A 23799-nucleotide genomic window follows, 5' to 3' on the forward strand; every position below is an offset into this window, starting at 1 on the left:
CCGAGGCGCTCCAGGCGCCATCAATCTGTCGACCCCAACAGCAAAGCACAGACCGTACCGCTTGCGGTGGTTTTGCGTGGGGCGGAAAAAAGCCGCGCATCATACCAGCATGCTCAGCGGGGGCCTATGGCTGTTGGGGTATGGCTTTTCTGTGGCCAGAACAAGGCTGCATTCAGCCGTTATGCAACCGATCCCGTCTGGCCAGCGTCGGGAACAGTTTTATCCACAGCCCGGTCACCACCAGGGTGCCGACACCGCCCAACACCACTGCCGGCACTGTGCCAAACCAGTGCGCCGTCACCCCCGATTCGAACTCGCCGAGCTGGTTCGAAGCACCGATGAACAGGCCGTTCACCGCGCTGACCCGTCCGCGCATTTCATCCGGTGTTTCCAGCTGCACGAAGGCGCCGCGGATGACCATGCTGATCATGTCCGCCGCGCCCAGTACCACCAGTACCGCAAGCGAGAACCAGAACGAGGTCGACAGGCCAAAGGCAATGGTCGCCACACCGAACACGCCGACCGCCGTGAACATGGTCCGCCCCACGTTGCGCTCGAACGGGAACCGCGCCAGCCATAGCGACATCAACAGCGCCCCCACTGCCGGCGCCGAGCGCAGCAAGCCGAGGCCCAGCGGCCCGGTCAGCAGGATGTCCTTGGCGAACACCGGCAGCAGCGCGGTGGCGCCGCCCAGCAATACGGCGAACAGGTCCAGCGAGATGGCGCCGAGGATGTCGGGCCGGCTGCGGATGAAACGGATGCCGGCCAGCAGCGATTCGAGGCTGGCGCGCCCACGCTGGGCCACCTGGCCGCGTGCCTGCAGGCTCAGGGTCAGTACACAGGCGATGGCGTACAGGGCCACGGTCGGGCCGTATACCCAGAGGCTGCCGAAGGCATACAGGAAGCCGCCCAGCGCCGGCGCCACGATGGTCGCCGCCTGGGTGGCCGACGCCGACGCCGCCACTGCCCGTGGGAACAGCCCGGCCGGCACCACGTTGGGCAGCAGCGCCTGGGTCGCCGGCATCTCGAAGGAGCGCGTGGCGCCGAGCAGGAAGGCCAGGGCGAAGATCAGTTCGCGAGTGACGTTGTCGGTGGCGCTGCCCACTGCCAGTGCCAAGGCAATCAGCCCTTGCAGGGTTTGGCACAATGCGGCGACCTTGCGCCGGTCATAGCGGTCGGCGACATGCCCGGTATGCAACATGAACAGCACACGCGGGGCGAACTCGACCAGCCCGACCAGGCCCAGGTCCAGCACATTGCCAGTCAACTGGTAGAGGTGCCAGCCAATAGCCACGGTGAGCATCTGGAAACCGCTGGCGGTGAATACGCGGGCCAGCCAGAAGGCCAGGAAAGGGCGGTGATGACGCAGCAACTGCGAAGCGGAATCGGACATCGGAAACCCGGAGCGTCGGCACGGTAGAGGGCCTCGCAGCGTATCATCTGTTTGTAACAAATGGTTGCTGTTTGCCCGGATCGGCACTTTTCCCGGCCTTTTGAAAGAGGGTGGGGCAACTGGTCACGCGGCAATCAACCGCACGGCCCGGCGCGCGATTCAGGACTATGCTTCCTAGCATTCGTTGATCTGGATCAATCGTTGCTTTTGCAACGGCTGGCCAACGACGTGGCCCTCTGGGCCGGAATCCCTGCGATCGAACAGAACAATTCCAACACGCCACACTCGACTACCGTGGGGGCAGTGGGCGACGGGGCCAGCAGCCCGGACGCCGGATTATCTGAAGAGGAAGCACCATGTTCGGAATAGAGGCCCTGGAACTCGCCCGAATGCAGTTTGCCTTTACCGTTTCGTTCCACATTCTGTTCCCGGCCATCACCATTGGCCTGGCCAGCTACCTGGCCGTCCTCGAAGGCCTCTGGTTGCGGACCGACAACCAGGTCTACCGTGACCTTTATCACTTCTGGTCGAAGATCTTTGCCGTCAACTTCGGCATGGGTGTGGTCTCCGGCCTGGTCATGGCTTATCAGTTCGGCACCAACTGGAGCCGCTTCTCCGACTTTGCCGGCGCCATCACCGGCCCGTTGCTCACCTACGAGGTGCTGACCGCGTTCTTCCTCGAAGCAGGTTTCCTGGGCGTCATGCTGTTCGGCTGGAACCGCGTCGGCCGCGGCCTGCATTTCTTTTCCACGGTGATGGTAGCGCTCGGCACGCTGGTCTCGACCTTCTGGATCCTCGCCTCCAACAGCTGGATGCAGACCCCGCAAGGCCACGAGATCATCGATGGCCGGGTGGTGCCGGTGGACTGGCTGGCAGTGGTATTCAACCCGTCGTTCCCTTACCGCCTGATGCACATGGCCACTGCCGCGTTCGTGGCCACGGCATTCTTCGTCGGCGCCTCGGCGGCCTGGCACCTGCTGCGCGGGCGTGACAACCCAGCGCTGCGCAAGATGCTGTCGATGGCCATGTGGATGGCGCTGATCGTGGCACCGATCCAGGCTGTGATCGGTGACTTCCACGGCCTCAACACGCTCAAGCACCAGCCGGTGAAGATCGCCGCGATCGAAGGCCACTGGGAGAACGTGCCCGGCGAGCCAACCCCGCTGATCCTGTTCGGCATCCCCGACATGCAGGCCGAGACCACTCGCTTCAAGCTCGAGATCCCGGCGCTCGGTAGCCTGATCCTGACCCACAGCCTGGACAAGCAGGTGCCGGCGATGAAGGAGTTCCCGCCGGAAGACCGGCCCAACTCGACCATCGTCTTCTGGTCGTTCCGGATCATGGTCGGGCTGGGGCTGCTGATGATCTTCGTCGGCCTGTGGAGCCTGTGGCTGCGCAAGCGCGGCACACTCTATACCTCACGCCCGTTCCTGCATCTGGCCTTGTGGATGGGCCCGTCCGGGCTGATCGCCTTGCTGGCCGGGTGGTTCACCACCGAAATCGGCCGCCAGCCCTGGGTGGTGTACGGCCTGATGCGCACCGCGGACGGTGTGTCCAACCACAGCTACGCCCAGCTCGGCTTCACCCTGGTGGCCTTCGTGGTGGTGTATTTCGCCCTGTTCGGTACTGGCCTTGGCTACATGATGCGCCTGGTGCGCAAAGGCCCGCAGACCGGCGAAGGCGACGAGCACAGCAGCGGTGGCCCTGGCACCAAACGCACGCCGGCGCGGCCGCTGTCCGCCGCCGATGATGGCCGTGAGGCCAACTCCGCCAGCCTGAGCAAGGAAAACTGAACCATGGGTATCGACCTTTCGCTGATCTGGGCCGTGATCATCATCTTCGGCGTGATGATGTACGTGGTGATGGATGGTTTCGACCTGGGAATCGGCATGCTCTTCCCGTTCGTCAAGGGCGAGCGTGATCGCGATGTGATGATGAACACCGTCGCTCCCGTGTGGGACGGTAACGAAACCTGGCTGGTCCTGGGAGGGGCCGGGCTGTTCGGCGCGTTCCCGATGGCCTACTCGGTGGTGCTGGAGGCGCTGTACCTGCCGTTGATCCTGATGCTGATCGGCCTGATCTTCCGTGGCGTGGCCTTCGAGTTCCGCTTCAAGGCCAAGGACGACAAGCGCCATATCTGGGACAAGGCGTTCATCGGGGGCTCGCTGGTCGCCACTTTCTTCCAGGGCGTGGCCCTGGGTGCGTTCCTCGAGGGCTTCAAGGTGGTCGACCGGCATTTCGCCGGTGGTACGCTCGATTGGCTGACCCCGTTCAGCCTGTTCTGCGGCCTGGGGCTGATCGTTGCCTACACCCTGTTGGGCTGCACTTGGCTGATCATGAAGACCGAGGGGCCGCTGCAGCAGAAGATGCACGACATTGCCCGCCCGCTGGCGCTGGTGTTGCTGGTGGTGATCGGCATTGTCAGCCTGTGGACACCGATCGCCTACCCACAGATCGCTGACCGCTGGTTCAGCATGCCTAACCTGGTCTGGTTCATGCCAGTGCCGATCCTGGTGCTGGTCACCTTCTACGGCTTGCTCAAGGCAGTGGCGCGCAATGCTCACTACACGCCGTTCCTGCTCACCCTGGTGCTGATATTCCTCGGCTACAGCGGCTTGGGTATCAGCCTGTGGCCGAACATCATCCCGCCGTCGATCTCGATCTGGGATGCCGCGGCGCCACCGCAGAGCCAGGGCTTCATGCTGGTGGGCACACTGTTCATTCTGCCATTCATCCTCATGTACACCTTCTGGAGTTATTACGTGTTCCGCGGCAAGGTTACCCACGAAGACGGCTATCACTAGGAGGGCCGCATGATGACCGGCAAGCATGGCTTGGAGGAGAAAAAGCCCCTGTGGCAGCGGCTGGGCTGGCTGTTGCTGATCTGGGCAATGAGCGTGGCAGCGCTGGGTGTGGCGGCCTGGGTGATGCGTCTGTTCATGGGCGCCGCAGGTCTGACCACCCATTGAAGCAAGCAGTTCTGGCCAATCGCCAGCAAGCCAGCTCCCACAGCTTGGTCATGCCCTCGAAGGCTACGCTGTAACTGTGGCAACTGACTTGCCGGCGATAGCGCCGGTACAGGCTTATTTACGGGCTTTCAGGATGACGAACTTGGGCGTAGCCGCCACCTGCTCCACGCCGCGGAACAACCGCGCCAGCTTGCTGTGATAGCCCAGGTGCCGGTTACCCACGATATACAGCGCCCCACCCACCACCAGCGCCTCACGCGCCTGCTGGAACATGCGCCAGGCGAGGAAATCGCCCACTACCTGCTGCTGGTGGAACGGCGGGTTGCACAGCACCACGTCCAGCGACTGTTTCTCTGCCCCGGCCAGCCCGTCTGCCGCAAGGAACGTCGCCGCGCGCTCGGCCAATGCGGCCTGCCAGTTTTCCTGCGCCGATTGCACTGCCATGTATGACTCGTCGATCAGGGTGTACTCGGCCTCGGGATTGGCCAGGGCGCTGGCAATCGCCAGCACACCGTTGCCGCAGCCCAAGTCCGCCACCCGGGCGCGCCCCAGGTCGCGTGGCAGGTGCGGCAGGAAGGCGCGGGTGCCGATGTCCAGGCCTTCGCGGCAGAACACGTTGGCGTGGTTGACCAGCTCCAGCGCTGGCGCGTCGAGGCGGTAGCGGCTGGGGTAGGGCGACCGGGCGAGCGGCCGCGTGGCCAGCGTCGCCGTCAGCAAGCGGGCCTTTTTCTGCGCCAGCGAGGCCTGCACCGGGCCGATGTATTTCTCCATCAGGTCACCGGCAGCCCGGGGCAGGTGCTTGATCATCGCTCCGGCAATCACTTGTGCGCCGGGCGCCAGGTGGCCTTGCAGGCGGATCAGCTGCTCTTCGAGCAAAGCCAGGGTCTTGGGTACGCGCAGCAGCACCCGGTCGAACGAGCCTTGCCAATGTTCGCTGGCCGCTACGAAGGGGACGCTGTCGAACGGCAGGCCATTGCGTACCAGGTTTTTTTCCAGAGCCAGGTGCGCCAGGTGCGAATCGCCACTACTGACCACTTGCAGCTTGCCGGCCAGGCTGGCAGCCAGGGCGCCGAAGCTGTCGTTGAGCACCAGCACCCGGCAATCGGCCGTCGGGGCCTGCTCGTGCAACTGCGCAAGCAGGTATTCGTCGGCTGCATCGAAAGCCTGCAAGGGGTCGTTGGCCTGATCCGGCTGGCGGATCAGGTCGAGTTCGGCGTAGGGAGTGGTCAGCAGGGGCATGGCGTCTGGCTCAGGAACGATCTGCCCGTTGCGGTTCGCCTCGGGCTTTGCCGGGCGATTCTACAGGGCTTTGCTCAAGGTCGCAGGTTTGCCCGTCAGATCCAGCCGCGCATGGCAGCAATGGCGATGGCGCCAGCCTTGTTGGCGGCATTGGTCTTGGTCATCACGCTGCGGATGTGGAAATTCACCGTGCTTTGCGACAGTGACAGGATGCAAGCCACGTCGGCGGCGGTCTTGCCAGCGGCTGACCATTTCAGCACTTCCAGTTCCCGTTTGCTCATCTTGGGCTGCGGGGGGCACAGTGCATTCAGGTGGTATTCACCAAGCACCGCATGCAGGGTATGGCACAGCCACTGCACACTGCCGGCCTTGTCGTAGAGTTCGGTAATGCCGATGGTGCCGGTGGGCCTGGCCACGCTGATCTGGCTTTCATTGTGCTGCAAGTCGTGCAATGACTGTGTCCAGCCATGGCGCAGGCCATACTGGCAGGCTGCTTGACGAAACTGCGGGGCTTCACGATACAGGTCGTCATTCCAGAGCACGGGCATGGTCGAGCTGTGGCTCGCATTGGCGGCGGCGTCCTGCTTGTAGAACTCATCGCGCTGGTAACGCTCGATCCATTCTTTCGGGTAATTGCTGTAGAGGTACAACCGTGGCGTTTGCGTCGCGATCTGGATGCGAACGTTCAGTCCCAGGTAAACCATGTCCAGGTCCTGGGCCAGGTGCACTGCGATATCAAACAGTCTTTGGGGGCTACGCTCACTGACGAACGCATGAAGATATTCGGGTTTCCAGTGATGCATCTGACACTCCTTGCTGACGCAGTAGCAGTCCAATCCGTTTGGGGACCCGATTGATTGTAGGAAAAGACCTACCAAGGCGTTGGGATTTTTTTGTTACAGCGAGCAGGATTATTCGCGACCTAGACAGGTTCACCGTTGGTGAGGCCCTACAAAGCAGTGGTTTTTATCCGCGCCACTTTGCGCGACACTGTGCGCATGCCAAACCTGGAGCCCGATATGACCGCTAGCGCCGAAAAGTTCACCCGCCAGTCCCTGCTCGATGTTCAGCCGCTGACGCCGAACCTCTTCAGTCTGCGGGTCACGCGCGATGCGGGGTTTCGCTTCCGTTCCGGCCAGTTCGCCCGCCTGGGTGTGACCAAGGCTGATGGCAGTGTGGTATGGCGCGCCTATTCGATGGTCAGCGCCCCCCATGACGAGCATCTCGATTTCTTCTCCATCGTGGTACCAGGGGGCGAATTCACCAGCGAGCTGAGTCGGCTGGAGGTGGGCGATACCTTGCTGATCGACCGCCAGGCCTTCGGCTTCCTGACCCTGGACCGCTTCGTCGGTGGCCGCGATTTATGGTTGCTGGCAACCGGTACCGGCATTGCGCCGTTCATGTCGATTCTGCAGGACTTCGAGGCCTGGGAGCGTTTCGACAATATCAAGCTGGTGTACTCGGTGCGTGAAGCGAAAGAGCTGGCTTATGTGGATGAAATCGCCGGGTTGGAGCAGCGCGATTACCTGGCCGAATTTGCCGGCAAGTTGCAGTTCATTCCGGTGGTCACCCGCGAGCAGCATGCCGGGGCCTTGAGTGCGCGCATTACCACGCTGATCGAGAATGGCGAGTTGGAGAAGGCTGCGGGGCTGGAGCTGTCACCGGAACATTCGCGGGTGATGCTGTGTGGTAACCCGGAGATGGTCGACGAGACACGCAAGGTACTCAAGGCGCGGGACTTGCAGCTGAGCCTGAGCAAGCGGCCGGGGCAGGTGGCGGTGGAAGCCTACTGGTAAGGCGATTGGGGCTGCAAGGCAGCCCCTGGTGCTCTCAAGGCAGGCGGTTCTGGTTCTGCGCCTTGAGCAAATCGCGAATTTCGGTCAACAGGGTCTCTTCGGCACTCGGCACGGGTGGTGCAGTCGGCGCCACGGCCTCTTCACGCTTGAGCCGGTTGATTGCCTTCACCCCCATGAAGATGGCAAACGCCACAATCAGGAAGTCGATCACGGTCTGGATGAACTTGCCATAGGCCAGTACCACAGCCGGTGCATCACCTTCGGCGGCCTTCAGGGTAACGGCCAGGTCGCTGAAGTCGACACCACCGATCAACAGGCCCAGTGGCGGCATGACCACGTCACCAACGAAGGACGAGACGATCTTGCCGAAGGCTGCGCCGATGATGATACCGACCGCCATGTCGACGACATTGCCTTTGACCGCGAAGGCCTTGAACTCACTGATCATGCCCATGTTTGGTTCCTTGTAACAAAAGGTAAGGTTTACGCAGTGTAAGCCACTTAAACGCTTCATGCGTTATGTTCAGGGCTTCCGACTGCGGTTAGAACGAATAGTTTTGTCGCACCTCGAGGCGTTCGAGACACGTCCAGCTCGGCTATCATGGCGGTTTTTCCCAGGAGACCCCAGCCATGGCCAAGGCCAAGCGCTTGTATGGCTGCACCGAATGCGGTGCCACCTTTCCCAAATGGGCCGGCCAGTGTGGCGAATGCGGGGCCTGGAACACCCTGGTCGAAACCATGATCGAAAGCGGCGCTGCCGCCGCGCCCGGCAACGGCCGCACCGGCTGGGCCGGGCAGCAGGCGCAGATCAAGACCCTGGCCGAAGTCAGCGTCGAGGAAATCCCGCGTTTCACCACCAGCAGCACTGAACTGGACCGCGTGCTGGGCGGGGGCCTGGTGGATGGCTCGGTGGTGCTGATCGGTGGTGACCCCGGTATCGGCAAGTCGACCATCCTGCTGCAGACCTTGTGCAACATCGCCGTCGGCATGCCGGCCCTCTACGTTACCGGTGAGGAATCGCAGCAGCAGGTAGCCATGCGCTCGCGGCGCCTGGGCCTGCCGCAGGACCAGCTCAAGGTGATGACCGAAACCTGCATCGAAACCATCATCGCCACGGCGCGCCAGGAAAAGCCGCGGGTGATGGTCATCGACTCGATCCAGACCATTTTCACCGAGCAGCTGCAATCGGCACCTGGCGGCGTGGCCCAGGTGCGCGAGAGTACGGCGTTGCTGGTGCGTTATGCCAAGCAGAGTGGTACGGCGATCTTCCTGGTGGGCCACGTGACCAAGGAAGGCTCGCTGGCCGGCCCGCGCGTTCTTGAGCACATGGTCGACACCGTACTGTATTTCGAAGGCGAGTCCGATGGCCGCCTGCGCCTGCTGAGGGCCGTGAAGAACCGCTTCGGCGCAGTCAACGAACTGGGCGTGTTCGGCATGACCGACCGCGGCCTGAAAGAAGTATCCAACCCGTCGGCGATCTTCCTCAACCGCGCCCAGGAAGAAGTGCCGGGTAGCGTGGTGATGGCGACCTGGGAGGGCACCCGGCCGATGCTGGTGGAAGTACAGGCGCTGGTTGACGACAGCCACCTGGCCAACCCGCGTCGGGTAACCCTGGGCCTGGACCAGAACCGCCTGGCCATGTTGCTGGCGGTGCTGCACCGGCATGGCGGCATTCCAACCCATGACCAGGACGTGTTCCTCAACGTGGTGGGCGGGGTGAAGGTACTGGAAACCGCTTCGGACCTGGCATTGCTGGCGGCGGTGATGTCGAGCCTGCGCAACCGGCCACTGGCCCATGGCTTGCTGGTGTTTGGCGAGATCGGCCTGTCGGGCGAGGTACGGCCGGTGCCCAGTGGCCAGGAGCGCTTGAAGGAAGCGGCCAAGCATGGCTTCAAGCGGGCCATCGTTCCCAAAGGCAACGCGCCGAAAGAGGCCCCGGCGGGGCTGCAGGTGATCGCCGTTACCCGGCTGGAGCAGGCACTGGATGCACTGTTCGAGTAACTCGTAGCCTGTACCGGCCTTATCGCCGGTTCAGGCAAACAAAAAAGGGGCCGACGATGCGCATCGGCCCCCCACCTCACCGCTCAGTCAGTGGTCAATGTTCGGCGACCGGCGTGCGCCTGAGCGTCTCATTGCCATGTTCATCCAGCTCCAGCATCGGCACTTCATTACCCTCGGCATCGAACAGCTTGCCATCCTTGAAGTAATCGCCATCACGCAGCGCTGAAATGTCCGAGTACTGGATGGTGCGCTCGTAGGCAGCAGCGAACACCGACTGGTTTTCCGAGTTGCCAGCGGTGAAGTGGTTGAAGATCAGGTTCAGCAGGATGGCCATGATTGCTGCCGAGCTGATGCCCGAGTGGAAGATGGTCTCGAACCAGTTCGGGAAGTGATGGTAGAAGGTCGGCGCGGCAATCGGGATCATGCCGAAGCCCAGCGAGGCAGCGACGATGATCAGGTTGACGTTGTTCTTGTAATTGACCTTGGACAGGGTGCGGATACCGCTGGCTGCCACGGTGCCGAACAGCACGATGCCCGCGCCACCCAGTACCGGCGTCGGCACTGCAGCAATCACCCGGCCCATGATCGGTAGCAGGCCGAGCACCACCAGGATCACGCCACCAGTGGCTACCACGTAGCGGCTCTTTACCCCGGTCACCGCCACCAGGCCCACGTTCTGGGCGAACGCGCTCTGGGTGAACGAACCGAAGATCGGCGCCAGGATGCTCGACGCCATGTCGGCGCGCAAGCCGTTGCCCAGGCGCTTGGAGTCGACCTTGGTGTCGATGATCTCACCCACGGCGAGAATGTCGGCCGAGGTTTCCACCAGGGTCACCATGATCACGATGCACATCGACAGGATCGCGGCGATGTGGAACTCCGGCATGCCGAAGTGGAACGGCGCGGGGAAGGCGAATATCGGGCCTTCGCTGACCTTGCTGAAGTCGGTCATGCCCAGCGCCCAGGCGATCAGGGTGCCGACCACCATCGCCAGCAGGATCGACAGGCGCGAGATGGTCGCGCTGCCCAGCTTGCTCAGCAGCAGCACGATGGCGAAGGTCAGCGCTGCCAGACCGATGTTGGCCACACTGCCGAACTCTGGCGAGGCGCTGTTGCCGCCCATCACCCAGCGGGCGGCCACCGGCATCAGGGTCAGGCCGATGGTGGTGATGACGATACCGGTCACCAGTGGCGGGAAGAACTTGGTAATGCGCGAAAACACCGGGGTAATGAGAAAGCCGATCAGCGACGCGGCCATGACCGCGCCCAGCACGCCCGGCAGGCCACCACCGCCTTCGCTGCTGAGGATCGCCCCCATGGTTGCCACGCCAGCGAACGACACGCCCTGCACCAGCGGTAGCTGGCAACCGAAGAATGGCAGGCCCAGTGTCTGCAGCAGGGTGGCCAGGCCACCGGCAAACAGCGAAGCGGCGATCAGCATGCCGATTTCGGCGCCGTTCAGGCCCGCGGCCTGCCCCAGGATCAGGGGTACCGCAACGATCCCCCCGTACATGGTCAGCACATGCTGCAGACCATAAGCCAGGTTGGCCCCCAGGCCGAGGTTTTCGTCCTCGGGGCGCTTGGCGGGAGACGTGCTAGGGGACGTAGTCATGGAGCAGGCTCTCTGTTTATTGTTGTGTCGCTACTGTAGACATTTCCTACAATTGATTGCCACAAGAATTGTATACAATTTTTTGATCCGAGCGCGCACAAGGGTGCTGGCGCGAAGCACCAGAACCCAATGCAGGAGGCGTACCAGGTTGAAAAAGGCTGGACTAGAAGGGTGTGTACAAACCGCCGCGACCCAGGCTTAAAGCTGTCTGGGTAGACAGGAAACACAAAATGAAGAATTTCTTAGCTAGCTAAGAGATCCCATTATTCGATCAATTCACGCAGTTCGCGCATCATTTCGGTGCTGTCGGCCAGGTTCAGTTCCACAAGACGGTGCAAATGGGACATCGACTCGACGTCGATGTACAGGCAGATAAAGCCCAGGCGAGAGGGTTCCTCATGGCGCAGCTCTACCTGCATCTGCACCCGCACATCGCGGTCAAGGTGGATGACCGCATCGAAGTCCTGGGTCAGGTCGGCGTCCCACGGCTCGGGGCGCTTGACCAGCAGGCCTTTCAGCGACACATCCAGCAGTTTTACCGGCCAGCGGCGGTCGCCCTGGCGCAGTTCGGTGGGGGCATCGAAGTCGATGCGCCGGAAGCGGCGGCGCTCGTCGTGATCGCTCATGGGAAGGCCCTCGGATGACATCCTGACTATAGTTAGTTTGATCTGTGCATCAGGTACCGCAATCTGGCCGCAGAGGCTCTAGGCCAAAGCAAGTGTGGCAATGCGCGATGACACGCCCTAGACTCGATGGGCGGTCTTTTCCAATCCACCAGCTGGAAGCAAACCATGAACAACAATAATAGCCTGCTACGCCACATTCCGTGGCTGGCGCTGGCAGTCATAGGAGCCTGCGCGCTGGGTGTGGTTGCCCTGCGTCGCGGCGAGGCGATCAATGCCTTGTGGATCGTGGTCGCGGCAGTGGCCATCTACCTGGTCGCCTATCGCTACTACAGCCTGTTCATCGCCACCAAGGTGATGCAACTCGACCCGCGCCGCGCCACCCCGGCGGTGCTCAACAATGACGGCCTGGACTACGTCCCGACCAACAAACACATTCTTTTCGGCCACCACTTCGCCGCCATCGCCGGTGCAGGCCCATTGGTCGGCCCGGTACTCGCCGCGCAGATGGGCTACCTGCCCGGCACGCTGTGGCTGATCGCCGGCGTGGTACTGGCCGGTGCGGTACAGGACTTCATGGTCCTGTTCCTGTCTACCCGCCGCAACGGCCGCTCGCTGGGTGACATGGTGCGCGAGGAGATGGGCCGCATCCCCGGCACCATCGCCCTGTTCGGCTGCTTCCTGATCATGATCATCATCCTTGCGGTGCTGGCGCTGATCGTGGTCAAGGCCCTGGCCGAAAGCCCATGGGGCATGTTCACGGTGATGGCGACCATCCCGATCGCGATGTTCATGGGCGTCTACATGCGCTACATCCGCCCGGGCCGCATCGGCGAAATCTCGGTCGTAGGCGTGGTCCTGCTGCTGGCCTCGATCTGGCTTGGGGGCCAGATTGCCGCAGATCCGGTGTGGGGCCCGGCGTTCACCTTCACTGGCGTGCAGATCACCTGGATGCTGGTGGGCTACGGCTTCGTCGCCGCAGTGCTGCCGGTATGGCTGGTGCTGGCACCGCGTGACTACCTGTCGACCTTCCTCAAGATCGGCACCATCGTCGGCCTGGCCATCGGCATCCTGATCATTGCGCCCGAGCTGAAAATGCCGGCGCTGACCCAGTTCACCGACGGTACCGGCCCGGTATGGAAGGGTACCCTGTTCCCGTTCCTGTTCATCACCATCGCCTGCGGTGCGGTGTCCGGCTTCCACGCGCTGATCTCTTCGGGGACCACGCCCAAGCTGCTGGACAACGAAACCAACGCGCGCTACATCGGCTACGGCGGCATGCTGATGGAATCGTTCGTCGCCATCATGGCCATGGTCGCCGCCTCGGTGATCGAGCCAGGCGTGTACTTTGCCATGAACAGCCCGGCCGCCGTGGTCGGTGCCGACGTGGCATCGGTGGCGCAAACGGTCAGCAGCTGGGGCTTCCTGATCACCCCGGAACAGCTCGAGGCCACGGCCCGCGACATCGGCGAGCACACCGTCCTGGCACGTGCCGGTGGTGCGCCGACGCTGGCGGTGGGCATCGCGCAGATCCTGCACCAGGTGCTGCCGGGTGAGAACACCATGGCCTTCTGGTACCACTTCGCGATCCTGTTCGAGGCGCTGTTCATCCTCACCGCGGTCGACGCCGGCACCCGCGCCGGGCGCTTCATGCTGCAGGACCTGCTGGGCAGCTTCGTGCCGGCACTCAAGCGTACCGAGTCGTGGACTGCCAACCTGATCGGCACCGCCGGCTGCGTGGCCCTGTGGGGCTATCTGCTGTACCAGGGCGTGATCGACCCGCTGGGCGGCATCAACACGCTGTGGCCGCTGTTCGGCATCTCCAACCAGATGCTGGCCGGTATCGCCCTGATGCTCGGCACCGTGGTGCTGATCAAGATGAAGCGCCAGCGCTATGTCTGGGTCACGCTGCTGCCGGCCGTGTGGCTGCTGATCTGTACCACCACTGCAGGCCTGATCAAGCTGTTCGACCCGAACCCGGCGGTGGGCTTCCTGGCCCTGGCCAAGAAGTACAGCACCGCACTGGAAGCCGGCCAGGTACTGGCCCCGGCCAAGGACATCGGGCAGATGCAGCACGTGATCTTCAACGCCTACACCAATGCCGGCCTGACTGTGTTGTTCCTGGTGGTGGTGTTCAGTGTGCTGTTCTTCGCCGTCAAGGTCGGTTTCGCCGCCCTTGGCCGCAAGGAGCGTACCGACAAGGAAACCCCGTTCCAGGCCCTGCCTGACGCTTGAGAGGACTGCTGCGATGTTCAACGACCTGGGTCGACTGGGTAAATACCTGGGGCAGGCAGCCCGCCTGATGGTCGGCATGCCCGACTACGACAACTATGTCGAGCACATGCAGACCAAGCACCCGGACAAGCCGGTCATGACGTACGAGGCGTTCTTCCGTGAACGTCAGGAAGCGCGTTATGGTGGCAAGTCCGGGCCCAAGTGCTGTTGATCCTCAAGCATTGACCTGTCCCGGCCTCATCGCCGGCAAACCGGCTCCCACCGCTACCCCACCGCCTTCAAGCGCCGGTGGGCCGCGGTGGGAGCCGGTTTGCTGGCGATGGGGCCATTGTTTTTTCCGCTCAGGAGATGTTCTGCGTGCAGACGCCTATTCCCGTAACCGTACTCACCGGCTTCCTCGGCGCTGGCAAGACCACTCTGCTCAAGTTCATGCTCAAGGCCGAGCATGGCCTGAAGATCGCCGTGATCGAGAACGAATTCAGCGAGGCCGGCATCGACAGCCAGCTGCTCGGCGACGAGCCGGTGCAGGTGATGACGCTGGCCAACGGCTGCGTGTGCTGCAGCATCCATGGCGACCTGACCCGTGCCCTGTACCTGCTGCTCGAACGCCTGGATGCAGGTGAGATCGCCTTCGACCGCCTGGTGATCGAATGTACCGGCCTGGCCGACCCGGCGCCGGTGGCACAAACCTTCTTCATCGATGAAGAGCTGCGTGAGCGCTATATCCTCGACGGTATCATCACCCTGGTCGATGCCGCCCATGCCGAGCTACACCTGACCCAGGCCATTGCCCAGGCCCAGGTCGGCTTTGCCGATCGCCTGCTGCTGAGCAAGACCGACCTGGTCGAGCCGGCTGTGGTCGAGGCCCTGGGCGAGCGCCTGGCACGCATCAATGGCCGTGCGGCGATCCGCGTGGTCGAGCATGGCCGCATCGACCTGGCGGAACTGCTGGATGTGCGTGGCTTCAACCTCAACCCCGATCTGGGCACGAACCTGAAGCCAGCGTTACGCCCGCTGCTCAAGCCCGCTACCCCGGACCGCATCTCGACGTTGGTGCTGCGCACGCAAACCGCTTTGGACATCGACCGCCTCAGCGACTTCATGAACGAGTTGCTGGAAACCCACGGCAAGCAGCTGTTGCGCTACAAGGGCGTGCTGAACATTGCCGGTGAGGCGCGCAAGCTGGTGTTCCAGGGCGTGCTCAAGCTCTACGGCTTCGATTGGGATGTCGAATGGGCCGAAGGTGAAACCCGCGAAAGCGTGATGGTGTTTATCGCCGACGAACTGCCCGAAGCTACGATTCGGGCTGGGTTCGAGGCGCTGGCTGCGGACTGAGCTGGCGCGGCGTCTGCGCCTGAAACCATTGCGGCCATGAGCTGCGATGGCGTGTCCCGGCCTCGATGCACGGGATCAGGCGCTCGCTCAGCACCGCCGTCTGCCGTACCGCTTTGGCCGTGCGGTACTTGACGCTGTGTATGCACTCGCGATCGCCGAACTCGCAGCGGTTCAGCGCGGTACCGCCGCATGGGCCGTTGGCCAGGCCCTTGGGGCAGGTTTCCGGGCAGATGTACAAGGTGTCTTCCAGGCGGCAACGGCCGCAGGTGTCACAGCCTACCAGCGGACGCTTCACCGCGCGTTCCACCGTGTGCAGCAACTGCGCGCCAAGGCGCGTGGCCCACACCGGGTGACGCACGGCCCAGCCAAATGCCTTGCTCAGGCCGTTGCGGCGGCTGAACAGCAGCGCATGCATGCCATGCATCAAGTGATAGTGCGCCTTTTCCGCGAACGAGGCATCGACCCGTGATTCGCCCTGGCGCCAGCCTGCCTGTGGCGGGTGGAAACTCACCGCCGGCAGGCCAGGCATCTGCCAACAGGCTTGCCAGGCCGGTGCCCATTGTTCCAGCGTCTGGATGTGCGCTTGCCAGTGCTCGACGCGTGCTTCCAGCGCGAGCAACTGCTTCAGTTCGTGGATACCTGACAGGTGCACACCGGCATAGCCCATCAGCTTGACACCGATGATCTGCAAGGCCAGGCGGTCAATGCTGCGTGCCTGGGCAAAGGCCTTGGACTGGCCTGCTTCAGCTTCGAGCAGGTCGCGCATGGACGGCGTGACGGTCACCCCGGCGACATGGTCGAGCATCGCCGCCCGCCCATGGGTAAGGCTCATGAGGCAGGCCAGCATCGGCCTCGGTGTGGCCTGGCGACTCATCCAGTGCATGGCTTCCTGGTGTTTGCCGGCATCGAAGCCCAGTTGCAGGGTGAAAAAATCGGCGCCGGCCGCCAGCTTTTTCTCGGCCTTGAAGTACTGGGCGCCGCCTTCCTCCTCGCAGTACTTGAACGGGTTGAGGGCTGCGCCGAGCAGCCAGTGCGGGCAGGCCTGGCGGGCAATCTGGAGGGCGGCGACCGACTCCAGGTAGCGCACCGGGCGTTGCCCAGGCTGATGGCCGGGCAGGCGGTCGCCGGTCAACAGCAGCAGCTGGTCGAGGCCGGCTGCATCCATGCGTTGCAGTTGGGCGAGCAGGTGATGACGTTCACGGTCCTTGCCGGAGAAATGCGGCAGGGCCGGTACCGGGTTGCTGAAGGAGGCGAGAGCGTCCAGCGGTGACATGTCCAGCGGGCTGCCGACGCGGTCGCCGATGGCCACGGTCATTGGCCAGCCGCACAGATGCGCGCGGGCCAGGATCGCGTCCATGGCGGCGAAGCGTTCTGTGGAGGGCTTGGGGACGAACTCCATGACGCAGACGAAGGTGTTTTCGCGCAGCGCGGTTTTCAGCAGGCTCATGGGGCCGGGTACCTGGTTTGGTCAGGGTGGCATTGTGCGGCAGAAGGCGGGTGCGGTCATGTCCGGATGCGCAGGGTGGTGCTCTGAATGAGACATCCGGGTTTGCCTGTGCCGGCCCTTTCGCGGCTAAAGCCGCTCCCACAGGGTGGCGCGGTACCTGTAGGAGCGGCTTTAGCCGCGAAAGGGCCAGTACAGGCAGTACAAATTCACAAACATGAGAAAATCTTGAGTTCATCTTAAATTTAATGAGTTTGTCTCAAGATGCCGGTGCCCGGAAAATCCCCTCATTCATTTATGCATGCTGAGGGACAAGACATGGCACTGGCACACAATCTGGGCTTTCCACGTATCGGCCGCGACCGCGAGCTGAAAAAGGCCCAGGAAGCCTTCTGGAAGGGCGAACTCGACGAAGCCGGCCTGCGCGCCGTCGGCCGCGAGCTGCGTGCCCGCCACTGGCAGGTGCAGAAAGACGCCGGCATCGAATTGCTGCCGGTCGGCGACTTCGCCTGGTACGACCAGGTACTGACCCACTCGTTGACTTTCGGCGTCATCCCCCAGCGCTTTGCCAGCAACGGCGCTGCCCGGCCCACCCTGCAAACCCTGTTCGCCATGGCCCGTGGTGCCGTCGGAGACAGCTGCTGTGGCGGCGCCCACGCCCAGGAAATGACCAAGTGGTTCGACACCAATTACCACTATCTGGTCCCCGAATTCACCGCCGACCAGCAGTTCGCCCTCAGCTGGGAGCAGTTGTTCGAAGAAGTGGACGAAGCCCACGCCCTTGGCCACACGGTCAAGCCGGTAGTGATTGGCCCGCTGACCTACTTGTGGCTGGGCAAGGCCAAGGGCGGCGATTTCGACAAACTGGAGCTGCTCGATCGTCTGTTGCCGCTGTATGACCAGATCCTCAACCGCCTGGCTGCCCAGGGAGTGGAATGGGTGCAGCTGGATGAGCCGATCCTGGCCCTGGACCTGCCCCAGAACTGGAAGAACGCCTACGAGCGTGTCTACAACATCATTCAGCGCGCGCCGCTGAAGAAGCTGATCGCCACTTACTTCGGCGGCCTGGAAGACAACCTTGGCCTGGCCGCCAACCTGCCGGTCGATGGCCTGCATATCGACCTGGTGCGGGCGCCGGAGCAGTACCCGACCATCCTCGACCGCCTGCCGGCCTACAAGGTGCTGTCGCTGGGCCTGGTCAACGGCCGCAATGTCTGGCGCTGCGACCTGGAGCAGGCGCTGGAGGTACTGCGCCACGCCCATGAACGCCTTGGCGACCGGCTGTGGGTGGCACCGTCCTGCTCGCTGCTGCACAGCCCGGTGGATCTGGAACGTGAAGACCAGCTGGATGCCGAGCTGCAAAGCTGGCTGGCCTTTGCCGTGCAGAAGTGCCAGGAGGTGGCGCTGCTGGCCAAGGCCATCGATGACCCGCGGGCCGCGGATGTCGCCGCTGCCCTGGCGCAGAGCCGGGCCGTGCAGGCCAGCCGCGCTGCTTCACCACGCATCCACAAACCCGCCGTGCAAGCCCGCCTGGCCGCAATCAAGCCCGCCGACAGCCAGCGCCAGTCGGCGTTTGCCCAGCGTATCGGCAAGCAGCGTGCGCGGCTCGGCCTGCCAGCGTTCCCGACCACAACCATTGGTTCGTTCCCGCAGACGTCGGCGATTCGCCTGGCACGCCAGGCCTACCGGCAAGGCAGGCTGACCGAGGCCGATTATGTCGAGGCCATGCACAGCGAGATCCGCCATGCGGTGCAAATCCAGGAAGACCTGGGCCTGGATGTGCTGGTACACGGCGAGGCCGAGCGCAACGACATGGTCGAGTACTTCGCCGAGCAGCTCGATGGCTATGCCTTCACCCGCTTCGGCTGGGTACAGAGCTATGGCTCGCGCTGCGTGAAGCCGGCGGTAATCGTTGGCGACCTGAGCCGGCCGAAGGCCATGACCGTGGAATGGATCACGTATGCCCAGGGCCTGACCGGTAAGGTGATGAAGGGCATGCTGACCGGCCCGGTGACCATGCTGATGTGGTCGTTCCCACGCGAGGACGTCAGCCGCGAGGTGCAGGCGCGTCAGCTGGCATTGGCGATCCGCGACGAAGTACTCGACCTGGAAGCGGCGGGGATCCGGATCGTGCAGATCGACGAAGCGGCCTTCCGCGAAGGCCTGCCGCTGCGCCACGGCGCCTGGGCCCATTACCTGGAGTGGGCTACCGAGGCTTTCCGCCTGTGTGCCTCGGGCGTGCGCGACGAAACCCAGATTCACACCCACATGTGCTACAGCGAGTTCAATGACGTGATCGAGTCGATCGCGGCAATGGATGCCGACGTGATCACCATCGAGACTTCGCGTTCGGACATGGAATTGCTGGCGGCATTCGAGCGGTTTGCCTACCCCAACGAGATCGGCCCGGGGGTGTACGACATCCACTCGCCGCGGGTGCCGAGCCGCGAGGAAATGGTCAAGCTGTTGCGCAAGGCGGCCCGGCGTATCCCCGCCGAACGCCTGTGGGTCAACCCGGATTGCGGGCTGAAGACCCGTGGCTGGCCGGAGACCGAGGCAGCGCTGATCAATATGGTTGCTGCTGCCCGCGAGCTGCGTACCAGTGCCTGATCTGTTGTAGCCTGTGCCGGCCTCTTCGCGGGGTTACCCGCGAAGAGGCCGGGCCTGCCCGAATCGAGTGGTGATCAGCGCTCGATCGCCAACGCCACGCCTTGCCCGCCACCGATGCACAGGGTGGCCAGGCCTTTTTTGGCATCGCGCTTGATCATTTCGTGCAGCAGGGTCACCAGCACCCGGCATCCGGACGCCCCGATCGGATGGCCGAGGGCAATTGCTCCACCATTGACGTTCACCCGCGCCGCATCCCACGCCAGCGCCTTGCCCACCGCCAGCGCCTGCGCGGCGAAGGCTTCGTTGGCTTCGATCAGGTCCAGTTCGGCCAGCTGCCATCCGGCTTTGTCCAGGCAACGCTGGGTCGCGCAAACCGGGCCGATACCCATGATCGCCGGGTCTACGCCAGCACTGGCATAGGCTGCAATCCTGGCCAGCACCGGCAAACCCAGGGCCTCGGCCTTGGCGGCACTCATCAACATCACGGCGGCAGCGCCATCGTTCAGGCTGGAGGCGTTGCCGGCGGTGACGCTGCCGTCCTTCCTGAACGCCGGGCGCAGTTTGCCCAGGGACTCGGTGGTGGTGTCCTGGCGTGGTTGTTCGTCCCGCGCGAAGACCTTGGGCTCACCCTTCTTCTGCGGCAGCATGATCGGCGTGATCTCATCATCGAAGCGGCCCGCCTCGATCGCCGCCACCGCCTTGCGCTGCGACTCGGCGGCAAAGGCGTCCTGCTGCTCACGGCTGAGGCCGTACTTGTCCACCAGGTTTTCCGCCGTGATACCCATGTGATAGTCGTTGAAAGCGTCCCACAGGCCGTCGCTGATCATGCTGTCGATCAGCTGGCCGTGGCCCATGCGCTGGCCGGTGCGGGCCGAGGGCATCACGTAGGGGGCGAGGCTCATGTTCTCCTGGCCTCCGGCGATGACCACCTCGGCATCACCGCAACGGATGGCCTGGGCTGCCAGGTGCAGGGCCTTGAGGCCCGAACCGCAGACCTTGTTCAGGGTCAGCGCCGGTACGCTGTAGGGCAGGCCGGCCTTGATCGCAGCCTGGCGTGCCGGGTTCTGCCCGGCACCGGCGGTAAGCACCTGGCCGAGGATCACTTCATCGACCTGCGCCGGCTCCAGCCCGGTCTGCTCCAGCAGGCGCTTGATCACGGCGGCACCGAGGTCTACCGCAGGGACTGTGGCGAGGGCGCCCTGGAAACTGCCGATGGCGGTACGGGTTGCAGCGACGATAACCACGTCGTTCATGTTGTTGTTCTCCGATGGGCGTAGTGCTTCAAGCATCGGTGGCTTTGGCTCATTTGTTAAGTTTGTTTTTCTTAGCGATTGATGTGGAAATCCAATGAATAGGCGCAAAGCCGACGCGCATCGGCCCCACGACCGAGTGCACCGGCTGTTGCGCGCCGAACCGCGGCGAAAGGGCCGGTATCGGCGAAGCTCCGTTTTGCATCCCCCTGATCAGCCCGTAATATGTGTCGGATAACCAGCGAGGGTAGTCTCACCCTCTGATCAATTCATTCGGAATCGCCCAATGGTGGCGCTTCCCCGGCATAAACCTGACGAGGTACAGACATTGGCCATCATTCATCCTAAGGTTCGCGGTTTCATCTGCACCACGACTCACCCGAAGGGCTGCGAGCTCAACGTCCGTGACCAGATCGAAGCCACCCGCAAGCTGGGCGTGCGCGAGGATGGCCCGAAGAAGGTCCTGGTCATCGGCGCTTCCAGCGGCTACGGCCTGGCAGCCCGTATCACCGCGGCGTTCGGCTTCAAGGCCGACACCCTGGGTGTGTTCTTCGAAAAGCCTGGCACCGAGACCAAGGCCGGTACCGCTGGGTGGTACAACGCTGCCGCCTTCGACAAGTTCGCCAAGGCCGAAGGCCTGTACAGCAAGTCGATCAACGGTGATGCCTTCTCCGACGAAGCGCGCGCCAAGGTCATCGAGCTGATCAAGAACGAAATGGGTGGCAAGGTCGACCTGGTCATCTACTCGCTGGCCTCGCCGGTGCGCAAGCTGCCGCAGACCGGTGAACTGGTGCGTTCGGCGCTGAAACCGATCGGCCAGCCCTACAAGTCGACCGCCATCGACACCAACAAGGACACCATCATCGAGGCCAGCATCGAGCCGGCCACCGAGCAGGAAATCCAAGACACCGTTACCGTCATGGGCGGCCAGGACTGGCAGCTGTGGATCGATGCCCTGGCGGGCGCCAACGTGCTGGCCGAAGGCGCCCGCACCGTGGCCTTCAGCTACATCGGTACCGAAATCACCTGGCCGATCTACTGGCACGGTGCGCTGGGCCAGGCCAAGCAGGACCTGGACGAAACCGCCCTGCGCCTGGACCAGAAACTGGCCGCTGAAATCAAGGGCGGTGCCAACGTGGCGGTGCTGAAGTCGGTGGTTACCCAGGCCAGTTCGGCCATCCCGGTGATGCCACTGTACCTGTCGATGGTCTTCAAGATCATGCAGGAGAAGGGTGTTCACGAAGGTACCCAGGACCAGCTGGACCGCATGTTCCGCGACCGCATGTACCGCGCCGACGGTGCGCCGGCCGAGGTAGATGAGAAGGGCCGTCTGCGCCTGGACGACTGGGAACTGCGTGACGACGTGCAGGATGCCTGCAAGGCCATGTGGCCACAGGTGACCACCGAGAATCTGTTCGAGCTGACCGACTATGCCGGTTACAAGAAGCAGTTCCTCAACCTGTTCGGCTTCGAGCGCGCTGACGTCAATTACGACGAAGACGTGGCTACCGATGTGAAGTTCGACTGCATCGAGCTGTAAGCTGAAGCTGCGCTGGCCTCATTGCCGGCAAGCCAGTTTCCGCACAGAGTGTCCGCAGGCCTTCAAATTTGCGGAATACCTGTGGGAGCTGGCTTGGCGGTGACAGGGCCAGCACAGGCTGACGATTTTTTGCTAGCTTTGGCGCACGACAACAGGGAATGTGCCATGAGCAGCCTTGCCCAACCTGCCACCGCCTTTCGCCACGCCGCAGCCGACGGCTACATTCTCGGCGGCTTCCGCTGGCGCCACGCCCAACCTGACACCCAGCGGCCGCTGGTGATCATCAATGCTGCCACTTCGGTACGCTGCCGCTATTACTCGCGCTTTGCCGACTACCTGTTCGCCCAAGGCTGCGATGTGCTGACCTACGACTACCGCGGTATCGGCGAATCCCGCCCGTCATCGCTGCGCGGCTTCCAGGCCAGCTGGAGCGACTGGGGCCGGCTGGATTTCGAAGCCATGCTTGCGCACGCAGCAGAACATTTCCCCGGCCAGCCGGTGGACGTGGTGGGACACAGCTTTGGCGGCTGCGCAGTGGGCTTGGCGCCGTCTGCGGGGCAGGTACGCCGGGTGGTGATGGTCGGCGCGCAATTCGCCTACTGGCGAGATTACGCGGCCGGGCAGCGCTGGCAGCTGTTCGGCAAGTGGCATGTGCTGATGCCGCTGCTCACCCGGGTGTTCGGTTATTTCCCCGGCAAGCGCCTGGGCTGGCTGGAGGACACGCCATCCGGCGTGGTGCATGACTGGGCCACACGTACCCCGCGTTATGAGCAACGCCCCAGCGGGCGGGCGCTGGCGATGCTACCGTTCGCCCAGGTGCGGGCGGCGACGCTGGCGATCAGCCTGACCGACGACCCCTTTGGTACCGTGGCGGCGACGGAGCGCCTGCTGGGCTACCTGCAGGGTGCTGAACGCTGCCACTTGCGCATTGCGCCTGGGGATATCTCGGTCGGGGAAATTGGCCATTTCGCGTTCTTCCATGATCGGTTTCGCGAGAGTTTGTGGCCGGTTGCGGTGCAGTGGTTGCAGCGGGGTGGGTTGGCAGCTGGCGTGCCGGGGATAATCATCAGCTGAGGTTGATACAGATTCGGGGCTGCAAAGCAGCCCCGGCAATTTCAGGCCTTGCGCGAAAGCGGCAGCCCGGCAAACTTCACACCGGCCAGGCCATGCTTGATCAGCGCGCGGATGTTGCCATGGTCGCTGCCCTCGGGCGTGGCCAGCACGTCACGGTAGTGCTCGCCAAAGGCCAGCAGCGCTTCCTGGTCGCTCAGCCCTTCCAGCAGCGCCAGGCCCAGGGTCTTGCACGAGCCTTCGTTCTGCCCGGCCGCATTCGCCACGCCGCCGTTGTCGAAGGCTTGTGGCTGGTAGCTGTAATGGTCGGCAATGAACGCCAGGGTGTCGGCGAACACGTGTTTGCCGCTTGCCAGGCTGGCGCGCAGGGTGTCGAGGTCAGTCACGAGGTTTTCCTTTTTCGAACGCCGCTTGTTGCTCGGCGCTGGCTTCTTTCTGGTATTGGGCTTTCCACTCGGCGTATGGCATGCCGTATACCGCTTCGCGGGCGTCGTCGAGGCTTACGTCGAGCTGGCGCTCGTCGGCTGCCGCCTTGTACCACTTGGACAGGCAGTTGCGGCAAAAACCGGACAGGTTCATCAGGTCGATGTTCTGGACGTCGGTGCGCTTTTGCAGGTGTTCGACCAGGCGCCGGAACGCGGCGGCCTCGAGTTCGAGCTGTTGCTGTGGGGTCATTGGCTT

General features: G+C 63.3%; 21 protein-coding genes. 11 read left to right on the forward strand and 10 right to left on the reverse strand.

All coding sequences use genetic code 11. From position 1 onward, the window contains the following. Positions 1 to 172: 172 nt before the first annotated feature. A complete protein-coding gene (locus HU760_RS04650; RefSeq protein ID WP_186675263.1) occupies positions 173 to 1393 on the reverse strand; it encodes an MFS transporter in 1221 nt (406 codons plus the stop codon). Between the two features lie 356 nt (positions 1394 to 1749). Between HU760_RS04650 and HU760_RS04655 the strand changes: the two genes are divergently transcribed. The 3 genes from HU760_RS04655 to HU760_RS04665 are packed head-to-tail and all read left to right on the forward strand — an operon-like array spanning position 1750 to position 4362. Next, positions 1750 to 3186, forward strand: coding sequence for a cytochrome ubiquinol oxidase subunit I (locus tag HU760_RS04655; protein ID WP_186675261.1), 1437 nt, complete (start codon positions 1750 to 1752; stop codon positions 3184 to 3186). A 3-nt stretch (positions 3187 to 3189) separates the two neighbouring features. Further along, a complete protein-coding gene (gene cydB, locus HU760_RS04660) occupies positions 3190 to 4197 on the forward strand; it encodes a cytochrome d ubiquinol oxidase subunit II (protein WP_186675259.1) in 1008 nt (335 codons plus the stop codon). 9 nt (positions 4198 to 4206) lie between these two features. Further along, complete coding sequence (locus tag HU760_RS04665; RefSeq protein ID WP_016713451.1) at positions 4207 to 4362, forward strand: DUF2474 domain-containing protein; 156 nt, start codon at positions 4207 to 4209, stop codon at positions 4360 to 4362. Between the two features lie 114 nt (positions 4363 to 4476). Here HU760_RS04665 and HU760_RS04670 read toward each other — a convergent pair whose 3' ends face one another. Together HU760_RS04670 and HU760_RS04675 are read right to left on the reverse strand one after the other, a co-directional pair. Beyond that, the gene (locus HU760_RS04670; RefSeq protein WP_186675257.1) at positions 4477 to 5601 is read right to left on the reverse strand and encodes a methyltransferase; all 1125 of its coding nucleotides are present in this window, start codon (positions 5599 to 5601) and stop codon (positions 4477 to 4479) included. A 95-nt stretch (positions 5602 to 5696) separates the two neighbouring features. Then, positions 5697 to 6404 (reverse strand): autoinducer binding domain-containing protein, encoded by a 708-nt coding sequence (locus tag HU760_RS04675; RefSeq protein WP_186675255.1) that lies wholly within the window; start codon positions 6402 to 6404, stop codon positions 5697 to 5699. Between the two features lie 216 nt (positions 6405 to 6620). Between HU760_RS04675 and HU760_RS04680 the strand changes: the two genes are divergently transcribed. Continuing rightward, a complete protein-coding gene (locus HU760_RS04680; protein WP_186675253.1) occupies positions 6621 to 7397 on the forward strand; it encodes a ferredoxin--NADP reductase in 777 nt (258 codons plus the stop codon). 34 nt (positions 7398 to 7431) lie between these two features. Here the strand turns inward: HU760_RS04680 and mscL are convergent, their stop codons facing one another. Continuing rightward, on the reverse strand, positions 7432 to 7851 hold the full coding sequence (gene mscL / locus HU760_RS04685) for a large-conductance mechanosensitive channel protein MscL (protein WP_186675251.1): 420 nt from the start codon (positions 7849 to 7851) through the stop codon (positions 7432 to 7434). Positions 7852 to 8027: 176 nt separating this feature from the next. Here mscL and radA point away from each other — a divergent pair, with 176 nt between their 5' ends. Then, positions 8028 to 9398 (forward strand): DNA repair protein RadA, encoded by a 1371-nt coding sequence (radA, locus tag HU760_RS04690; protein WP_186675249.1) that lies wholly within the window; start codon positions 8028 to 8030, stop codon positions 9396 to 9398. Between the two features lie 94 nt (positions 9399 to 9492). Here radA and HU760_RS04695 read toward each other — a convergent pair whose 3' ends face one another. Continuing rightward, positions 9493 to 11010, reverse strand: coding sequence for a nucleobase:cation symporter-2 family protein (locus tag HU760_RS04695; protein ID WP_186675247.1), 1518 nt, complete (start codon positions 11008 to 11010; stop codon positions 9493 to 9495). 263 nt (positions 11011 to 11273) lie between these two features. Then, on the reverse strand, positions 11274 to 11636 hold the full coding sequence (locus HU760_RS04700) for a PilZ domain-containing protein (protein WP_186675244.1): 363 nt from the start codon (positions 11634 to 11636) through the stop codon (positions 11274 to 11276). Between the two features lie 165 nt (positions 11637 to 11801). On the opposite strand from HU760_RS04700, the gene HU760_RS04705 reads away from it, so the two are divergent. The 3 genes from HU760_RS04705 (at position 11802) to yjiA (ending at position 15203) form a co-directional block, all read left to right on the forward strand. Next, complete coding sequence (locus HU760_RS04705; protein WP_170032614.1) at positions 11802 to 13868, forward strand: carbon starvation CstA family protein; 2067 nt, start codon at positions 11802 to 11804, stop codon at positions 13866 to 13868. A 13-nt stretch (positions 13869 to 13881) separates the two neighbouring features. Continuing rightward, a complete protein-coding gene (locus tag HU760_RS04710; protein WP_085674977.1) occupies positions 13882 to 14079 on the forward strand; it encodes a YbdD/YjiX family protein in 198 nt (65 codons plus the stop codon). A gap of 146 nt (positions 14080 to 14225) precedes the next feature. After that, positions 14226 to 15203: a GTPase gene (yjiA, locus tag HU760_RS04715; RefSeq protein ID WP_186675243.1), complete on the forward strand. Its 978-nt coding sequence runs from the start codon at positions 14226 to 14228 to the stop codon at positions 15201 to 15203. Here yjiA and HU760_RS04720 read toward each other — a convergent pair. After that, complete coding sequence (locus HU760_RS04720) at positions 15163 to 16650, reverse strand: methylenetetrahydrofolate reductase C-terminal domain-containing protein (protein ID WP_186675241.1); 1488 nt, start codon at positions 16648 to 16650, stop codon at positions 15163 to 15165. The genes yjiA and HU760_RS04720 overlap by 41 nt on opposite strands. Before the next feature lie 315 nt (positions 16651 to 16965). On the opposite strand from HU760_RS04720, the gene metE reads away from it, so the two are divergent. Next, positions 16966 to 19257: a 5-methyltetrahydropteroyltriglutamate--homocysteine S-methyltransferase gene (gene metE, locus HU760_RS04725; RefSeq protein WP_186675239.1), complete on the forward strand. Its 2292-nt coding sequence runs from the start codon at positions 16966 to 16968 to the stop codon at positions 19255 to 19257. Positions 19258 to 19331: 74 nt separating this feature from the next. Here metE and HU760_RS04730 read toward each other — a convergent pair whose 3' ends face one another. Beyond that, the gene (locus HU760_RS04730) at positions 19332 to 20510 is read right to left on the reverse strand and encodes an acetyl-CoA C-acetyltransferase (protein ID WP_186675237.1); all 1179 of its coding nucleotides are present in this window, start codon (positions 20508 to 20510) and stop codon (positions 19332 to 19334) included. Between the two features lie 325 nt (positions 20511 to 20835). On the opposite strand from HU760_RS04730, the gene fabV reads away from it, so the two are divergent. Next, the gene (fabV, locus tag HU760_RS04735) at positions 20836 to 22047 is read left to right on the forward strand and encodes an enoyl-ACP reductase FabV (protein ID WP_202883410.1); all 1212 of its coding nucleotides are present in this window, start codon (positions 20836 to 20838) and stop codon (positions 22045 to 22047) included. Positions 22048 to 22212: 165 nt separating this feature from the next. After that, positions 22213 to 23121 carry an alpha/beta hydrolase family protein gene (locus HU760_RS04740; RefSeq protein ID WP_186675229.1) on the forward strand — a complete coding sequence of 303 codons (909 nt, stop codon included), beginning with the start codon at positions 22213 to 22215 and terminating at the stop codon, positions 23119 to 23121. Between the two features lie 41 nt (positions 23122 to 23162). Here HU760_RS04740 and HU760_RS04745 read toward each other — a convergent pair whose 3' ends face one another. Then, a complete protein-coding gene (locus HU760_RS04745) occupies positions 23163 to 23504 on the reverse strand; it encodes a HopJ type III effector protein (protein WP_186675228.1) in 342 nt (113 codons plus the stop codon). Next, positions 23497 to 23793 carry a DUF1244 domain-containing protein gene (locus HU760_RS04750; RefSeq protein ID WP_114171118.1) on the reverse strand — a complete coding sequence of 99 codons (297 nt, stop codon included), beginning with the start codon at positions 23791 to 23793 and terminating at the stop codon, positions 23497 to 23499. Before HU760_RS04750 ends, HU760_RS04745 begins: the two co-directional genes overlap by 8 nt. Positions 23794 to 23799 lie beyond the last annotated feature (6 nt).

This window comes from Pseudomonas oryzicola, from assembly GCF_014269185.2.
Taxonomy (GTDB): domain Bacteria; phylum Pseudomonadota; class Gammaproteobacteria; order Pseudomonadales; family Pseudomonadaceae; genus Aquipseudomonas; species Aquipseudomonas oryzicola.

Bases quoted from the DNA above. Each gene is read 5' to 3' on its own strand.
- cydB (WP_186675259.1), top strand. From the start codon at position 3,190: ATGGGTATCGACCTTTCGCTGATCTGGGCCGTGATCATCATCTTCGGC.
- HU760_RS04655 (WP_186675261.1), top strand. From the start codon at position 1,750: ATGTTCGGAATAGAGGCCCTGGAACTCGCCCGAATGCAGTTTGCCTTT.
- HU760_RS04650 (WP_186675263.1), bottom strand. From the start codon at position 1,393: ATGTCCGATTCCGCTTCGCAGTTGCTGCGTCATCACCGCCCTTTCCTG.
- HU760_RS04700 (WP_186675244.1), bottom strand. From the start codon at position 11,636: ATGAGCGATCACGACGAGCGCCGCCGCTTCCGGCGCATCGACTTCGAT.
- HU760_RS04710 (WP_085674977.1), top strand. From the start codon at position 13,882: ATGTTCAACGACCTGGGTCGACTGGGTAAATACCTGGGGCAGGCAGCC.
- HU760_RS04730 (WP_186675237.1), bottom strand. From the start codon at position 20,510: ATGAACGACGTGGTTATCGTCGCTGCAACCCGTACCGCCATCGGCAGT.
- HU760_RS04680 (WP_186675253.1), top strand. From the start codon at position 6,621: ATGACCGCTAGCGCCGAAAAGTTCACCCGCCAGTCCCTGCTCGATGTT.
- radA (WP_186675249.1), top strand. From the start codon at position 8,028: ATGGCCAAGGCCAAGCGCTTGTATGGCTGCACCGAATGCGGTGCCACC.
- HU760_RS04740 (WP_186675229.1), top strand. From the start codon at position 22,213: ATGAGCAGCCTTGCCCAACCTGCCACCGCCTTTCGCCACGCCGCAGCC.
- HU760_RS04750 (WP_114171118.1), bottom strand. From the start codon at position 23,793: ATGACCCCACAGCAACAGCTCGAACTCGAGGCCGCCGCGTTCCGGCGC.
- HU760_RS04720 (WP_186675241.1), bottom strand. From the start codon at position 16,650: ATGAGCCTGCTGAAAACCGCGCTGCGCGAAAACACCTTCGTCTGCGTC.
- HU760_RS04670 (WP_186675257.1), bottom strand. From the start codon at position 5,601: ATGCCCCTGCTGACCACTCCCTACGCCGAACTCGACCTGATCCGCCAG.
- HU760_RS04665 (WP_016713451.1), top strand. From the start codon at position 4,207: ATGATGACCGGCAAGCATGGCTTGGAGGAGAAAAAGCCCCTGTGGCAG.
- HU760_RS04695 (WP_186675247.1), bottom strand. From the start codon at position 11,010: ATGACTACGTCCCCTAGCACGTCTCCCGCCAAGCGCCCCGAGGACGAA.
- HU760_RS04675 (WP_186675255.1), bottom strand. From the start codon at position 6,404: ATGCATCACTGGAAACCCGAATATCTTCATGCGTTCGTCAGTGAGCGT.
- HU760_RS04705 (WP_170032614.1), top strand. From the start codon at position 11,802: ATGAACAACAATAATAGCCTGCTACGCCACATTCCGTGGCTGGCGCTG.
- mscL (WP_186675251.1), bottom strand. From the start codon at position 7,851: ATGGGCATGATCAGTGAGTTCAAGGCCTTCGCGGTCAAAGGCAATGTC.
- metE (WP_186675239.1), top strand. From the start codon at position 16,966: ATGGCACTGGCACACAATCTGGGCTTTCCACGTATCGGCCGCGACCGC.